Here is a 6178-nt window from a genome sequence, read left to right as displayed (position 1 = left end):
GAAAAAGATTCCGGATCGTTATTCGGACAAGATCGTTCCGTAATATAGCTTCGCGTCAGTCCGAGAATCTGGCAAGGAGCAAATCTCGCTTCGGGGGGTGGATGTTGATGCGTGACAAATCCCGGCCGTAATGCTCCAGCAACCGCTGATCCATGATCCGTCGCCAGAGCGGCGGGACCAGGGACAACACGATCAGGACCGCGTATCCGGCGGGAAGCTGAGGCGCGTCGGGCATGGAGCGCAGCGTCTGGTAGCGGCGCAGCGGGTTCGCGTGATGGTCGCTGTGCCGCTGGAGGTTGTAGAGGAAAACGTTCGAGCAGACATGATTGCTGTTCCAGCTGTGCTCCGGAGCGACCCGTTCGTACCCGCCGCCGGGACGGCTCCGCCGCAACAACCCGTAGTGCTCGATGTAGTTCGCGCCTTCGAGAAACATGATGGCAAGGGCTGCCTGCACTACCAGCCACGGCGCGATCGACCAGCCGAACACCGCGATGAGCGCCGCGTACAGCACTGTGCTCATGAGCCAGGCACTGAGCACGTTGTTATGCCGCACATTCCACCACGAGAGGCCACGTCGCTTCAGCCGCGCGTTCTCGTACCGCACCGCCGAACCGAGACTGCCGAACACCGAACGCGGCAGGAATCGCCAGTACCCTTCACCGAAGCGTGCGGTCGCAGGATCCTCCGGTGTGGCAACCCTGATGTGGTGCCCGTGATTGTGCTCGACGTAGAAGTGGCCGTAGAAAGATTGGGCGAGCGCCACTTTCGCAAGGTTTCTTTCGATCGACGTGCGCTTGTGCCCGAGCTCGTGCGCTGCGTTGATGCCGACTCCGCCGACGATGCCCAGGGTCGCGGCCAGGGCGAACTTTTCGGCGCCGCCCATGGGCTGCGACACCCAGAGCCAGCAGCCGAAGACGAACCCGGCGTACTGCAGCGGCAGGTAGAGGTACGTGCAGTACCGGTAGTACCGGTCGTTCTCGAGGGGTTTCATCACCTCGTCGGGCGGGTTGCCGGTGTCGACCTTGGCAAGCGCATCGATCAGCGGGCAGATCACCGCGATGATGATGGCGCCGGTCGCCCAGAACACCCCGAGGTGGAAGTGCTGCACCAGAACGTAGGCGAGAAACGGGCTCAACGGGATCGCCAGTCCGTACAACCAGAGGTAGCGCTTCGGATCCCGCCATCGCGCACCCGAGCTTGCGCGCTCGGTGTCGCCCCCCACGCTCATTCCCACCTCACACCGGTTCCGTCTCCGACGGCTTATCGAATCCCCACCGACCACAACGCGACTCGCACGCCGGATCGGCTACACAGTATCCATGGGGCCAGATGTGCGGTGAGACCCGGATCGGCACCGGGAGCAGACACGGCGACGGCGCCGCACCCTGAGATGCGACGCCGCCGCTCGGTCAGCAGAGATGCGCTTCAGATAGCGCGCACACCCTGGGCCTGCGGGCCCTTCTGACCCTGGCCGATCTCGAACTCGACGCGTGCTCCCTCGTCGAGCGACTTGAATCCCGAGCCCTGGATCTCGGAGTAATGAACGAAAACGTCCGCGCCCCCACCGTCCTGCTCGATGAATCCGAAGCCCTTTTCTGCGTTGAACCACTTGACAGTGCCCTGCGCCATACCACTTGCTCCTAATCTTCCCGTACGTCACCCCGACGTACGGCCTTGCTGGAATCCCAATCATCGCACTTATCCGGACATTCGTCGCGGTGGATCCCGCCTTAATTCCGCGTGTCGGGAAAATGCGGATGAAATCGGTTTGCGGGACGGTGGCACCATAGAGGCGTGACTAACGAGGAACAGGGCCAGCTTCACCACCGCATGAGCCGCCGTCTGGAGCAGTCGTCCAAGCTCCAGAACGTGCTGTACGAGATCCGCGGACCGGTGCACGCGCATGCGGCACGGCTCGAAGCGGAGGGCAATCGCATCCTCAAGCTCAACATCGGCAACCCCGCACCCTTCGGGTTCGAGGCGCCGGACACGATCGTGCAGGACATGATCGGGTCGCTTCCGCATGCCCAGGGGTACTCGGAGTCCAAGGGCATCGCGCCGGCCCGGCGCGCGATCGTCACCCGCTACGAGCTGGTCCCGGGCTTCCCCAAGTTCGACATCAACGACGTCTACCTCGGCAACGGCGTGTCCGAACTCATCACCATGACGATGCAGGCGCTGCTCGACGACGGCGACGAAGTGCTCATCCCCGCACCGGACTACCCGCTGTGGACTGCGATGACATCGCTCGGCGGCGGCACACCCGTCCACTACCTGTGCGACGAGACCAACGGCTGGAATCCCGACATCGAGGACATCGAGTCGAAGATCACCGAGCGCACCAAGGCGATCGTGGTGATCAACCCGAACAACCCCACCGGCGCGGTGTACTCCCGCGAGGTGCTCGAGCAGATCGTGCGACTGGCACGCAAGCACCAGCTGCTGCTGCTCGCCGACGAGATCTACGACAAGATCCTCTACGACGACGCCAAGCACGTCTCCCTCGCGACGCTGGCCCCCGACCTGCTGTGCATCACGTACAACGGGTTGTCGAAGGCGTATCGCGTCGCCGGCTACCGGTCGGGCTGGATGGTCATCACCGGCCCGAAGGACCACGCCGCCGGATTCCTCGAGGGCATCGATCTGCTCGCATCCACTCGCCTGTGCCCGAACGTTCCGGCCCAGCACGCCATCCAGGTGGCCCTGGGTGGCTACCAGAGCATCGACGATCTGGTGCTGCCCGGCGGGCGCCTGCTCGAGCAGCGGGACGTCGCGTGGGAGCGCCTGAACGCGATTCCGGGCGTGAGCTGCGTCAAGCCGCGCGGCGCGCTGTACGCGTTCCCCCGGCTCGACCCCGAGGTGTACGACATCCACGACGACGCGCAGCTGGTCCAGGATCTGCTGTTGCAGGAGCGCATCCTGGTCACGCAGGGCACGGGCTTCAACTGGCCCGCCCCGGATCACTTCCGGATCGTCACGCTGCCGTGGGCCCGGGACCTCTCCGTTGCCATCGAGCGGATCGGCAACTTCCTCTCGAGCTACAAGCAGTAGCGGCACGCCCGCGAAAGCGATCGTTGCGGAACGGTGACGCAGGGGCGCTAGAGGCGAAAGTCCCTGTTCGGTGCCCTCGGAGTCTGTTCGGACCTGGACGGTCCGTCCGATTCGTGAGGAGCGCCACAGAATCGCGGGCCCCGCGGACCCCCAAAAGCAAGTAGCTTGGATTTCGGCACTCAGTGCCGGGCTCCCTGACCGACGCCATCCCCCCTGTGCGAGGTCAGGTGACGGTGGCGGGGACACCCCCCTGCTCCCCGCCACCCCCAGCCCACTGTCTTCGGTTCACTCCTCGTGGTCGGCCACCGCCTGCGCGTGTCGCGCGGCGGGTGGTTAGCCTGTGGCCGTGAGTCACGGACACGGACACGGCCACTTCGACGGACCTGCACCACTGGGCCCGCTCGCCGCGAAGATCGTCATCGGATTGCTGGTGGCCATCGGCGCCGTCGTCCTCTTCGGAACGGTGCTGCTCTGGCCGAGCAGTCAATCCATCGACGTTCCGGCCCCGTTCCAGACCACCGGCGGTGACGCAGTGGTCACGGAAGCCGGAACAGTGGTGGAGCAAGGTCCGGGTGCGTGCGGGAGCCCGTCGTCCGGGCGTGTGTTCCCCGGCGACCCGCTGCCCCCTCCCGTCGGCGGGGCCTACGAGTGCGAGCGCAGCATCATCGCGATCGAGTCCGGTCCCAACGCCGGCGCGTTCACCTTGCTCGAGGTGGTCCCTGGTCCCGGGCAGCCCGAATTGAGCACCGGCGACGACATCCGGATCGTCCGCCAGACCGACCCCACCGGTGCCACCCAGTACTCGTTCTACGACTTCGCGCGAGGCCTGCCACTGACCCTGATCATCGCGGCGTTCGCGATCGTCATCGTCGCCGTCGCCCGCTGGCGCGGCCTGCGGGCGCTCATCGGCCTCGGCGTCGCCTTCGCGGTGCTCGTGATGTTCATGCTCCCGGCCCTCCTCGACGGAAAACCGGCCGTCCCGGTCGCACTGGTCGGCGGAGCGCTGATCCTCTACGCCGTGCTGTATCTCGCCCACGGGGTGAATCTCCGGACCAGTTCGGCGTTGCTCGGCACTCTCGCGTCGATGGCCCTCGCCGCGCTGCTCTCGTACGTCGCGATCCGGATGACGCACCTGACAGGTCTGTCCGAAGAACAGAACACCGACGTCCAGATGTACATCGGCACCGTGTCGATCAGCGGACTGCTGCTGGCAGGCTTCATCATCGGCTCGCTCGGTGTGCTCAACGACGTCACGATCACTCAGGCGTCGTCGGCGTTCGAACTGGCATCCCTGGATCCGCGCGCGTCGCGCCGGGAGATCTTCGCGTCCGCGATGCGGGTCGGCCGCGACCACATCGCCAGCACCGTCTACACGCTCGTGCTCGCCTACGCGGGTGGCGCGCTGCCGTTGCTGCTGCTCTTCTCCGTCGCCGGCCGGTCGATCTCCGACGTGGTCACCGGTGACGCGGTGGCAGTCGAGATCGTGCGCGCGTGCGTGGGCGGTATCGCGCTGGCGCTCTCGGTTCCCCTCACCACGGCGATCGCCGCCGTGCTGTCCCGTGCCGGAAGCCTGCCGGTCGCGCCCGGCCGGCACTCCCGCGCCAACGGGAGCGGGCAGCCGGGCCGGTAGGTCACAGACCGGGTACGCGGAGTTCCGGCAGCCGGGGCAGTTCGATCGTCGGGAGCGGCGGCAACGTCGGTACCGGAATGTTCAGGCCCGGGATCTGCGGTTCCGGAGTCGGTTCCGGCGACGGAGGCGGCGGTACCGGTCGCGGCTCGTAGGTGGTCGTGGGCGACTCGGTGGTGGTCGTAGGAGTGACCGTCGACGGTGACACAGCGGGCGCGGGCCGCGGCCGCGTCGAGGACGTCGTGGGCTGATCGAACGACTGCGTAGGACTCGTCCCGCGACCGTCCGCGGGCGCCCCGAACACGGAGTTCCCCGCGCTCAAGGCGATACCGATCACCGCGACGACAGCCAGCGCCGACCCGGCCAGTCCGGCACCGGAGATCTGCTTGCCGCTGACCGAAGGTCCCCGCCACGACAGCGCGGCCCACCACGGCTTCGCGTCGTCGTCCGTCTTCTCCGCAGCCTTCTCCGGCGGCGGCGAGGACACCGCCGCCTTGACCACCGGAATGCGGTCGGTGTCTTCGCTGACCGGCGCGGGACGCGGAGGCACGATTCGGGTGAGCGGACTGATGGGCTGCGACGACGGCGGCCGCGCAGCGACGATCGCACCGCCCTTGGCCAGGACGAGTTCGGGTTCGTGAGGTACGACCAGCGGCAGCTTCAGCCAGGACCGCAGCACTTCCTGGACCAGCGGCACGTGCGCGCCGCCCCCGAGCAGCACCACGGCCTCGGGATTGCGGTTCGAGCGAGCGATGACGTTGTGCACGAACTGCGCGGACGACTCGACGCACTGGGAAATCAGCGGGTCGAAGGTGTCCCGCGACAGGAACACCACACCGGCCGCACCGGGCACCGCCACGGTATCGCTCTCGGAGAGCTTCTCTTTCGCCTGCCGGCACTGCGCCGACAATTCGTTGTCGGTGCTCGGGTCGTCGGGACGCCACACGCCGTTGGTATCGAGGGCATGTTCGCGGATGGCTTTGTCGAAGACGCGGCCACCGATCGAGTCGGTCCGTTCGGCGAGGACCTGACCGGCGCGCAGGTCGACCACGGTGACCGTCAGACCGGCGTCGCCGAGGTCGTAGAAGACCGCGGTGTTGCTGCCCAGCTCGCCGGTCGCCTGCAGATAAGTCAAGGCCGCTTCGGGCTCGGACACGAGCGTGAAGTGGTCGAGCTTCTCGGCGGACAGCGCGGCCCGCAGGCGTTCGGCCTGTGCCTGATCGCGGTAGACGAGCCCGACCGTCTCGATCGGATCCCCCGCCACGCCTGCCTGGAACAGCGCGCCGAGTGTGCTCGCCGCGAGTCGCGCCGGATCGTCCTTACCGGTCTCCACGACCTGGAATTGAAAACCCGCAGAGGGTGCGGTCCGATCCACCGGACGCACGATCCGGACGGCGCTTTCCCCCACGGTTACACCGAGAACCGAACTCATGAGCCGCCTTCGACAGTTGGTCGCGCCAGCCGCATTGTGTCTCCCCGGCGCCTTTCGAATCGCTCCGA

General features: G+C 66.7%; 5 protein-coding genes. 2 read left to right on the top strand and 3 right to left on the bottom strand.

Going from position 1 to position 6178, the window contains the following annotated elements:
* Positions 1 to 55: 55 nt before the first annotated feature.
* Entirely contained in the window at positions 56 to 1228 is a 1173-nt protein-coding gene (locus tag HF877_RS00380; protein ID WP_169618987.1) for an alkane 1-monooxygenase, read from the bottom strand.
* Between the two features lie 197 nt (positions 1229 to 1425).
* On the bottom strand, positions 1426 to 1629 hold the full coding sequence (locus HF877_RS00375; protein ID WP_169618985.1) for a cold-shock protein: 204 nt from the start codon (positions 1627 to 1629) through the stop codon (positions 1426 to 1428).
* A gap of 201 nt (positions 1630 to 1830) precedes the next feature.
* On the opposite strand from HF877_RS00375, the gene HF877_RS00370 reads away from it, so the two are divergent.
* Both HF877_RS00370 and HF877_RS00365 read left to right on the top strand, forming a co-directional pair.
* Entirely contained in the window at positions 1831 to 3051 is a 1221-nt protein-coding gene (locus HF877_RS00370; protein WP_169619573.1) for a pyridoxal phosphate-dependent aminotransferase, read from the top strand.
* 346 nt (positions 3052 to 3397) lie between these two features.
* Positions 3398 to 4681, top strand: coding sequence for a YibE/F family protein (locus HF877_RS00365; protein WP_169618983.1), 1284 nt, complete (start codon positions 3398 to 3400; stop codon positions 4679 to 4681).
* A 1-nt stretch (position 4682) separates the two neighbouring features.
* On the opposite strand, the gene HF877_RS00360 is transcribed toward HF877_RS00365, so the two are convergent.
* Positions 4683 to 6110, bottom strand: coding sequence for an Hsp70 family protein (locus tag HF877_RS00360; RefSeq protein ID WP_169618981.1), 1428 nt, complete (start codon positions 6108 to 6110; stop codon positions 4683 to 4685).
* Between the last annotated feature and the right edge of the window lie 68 nt (positions 6111 to 6178).

The organism is Rhodococcus sp. BL-253-APC-6A1W (genome assembly GCF_012843405.1).
GTDB lineage: Bacteria > Actinomycetota > Actinomycetes > Mycobacteriales > Mycobacteriaceae > Rhodococcus.
Note: the sequence above shows the minus strand (reverse complement) of the source record. Positions and strands in the feature narration are given on the sequence as shown.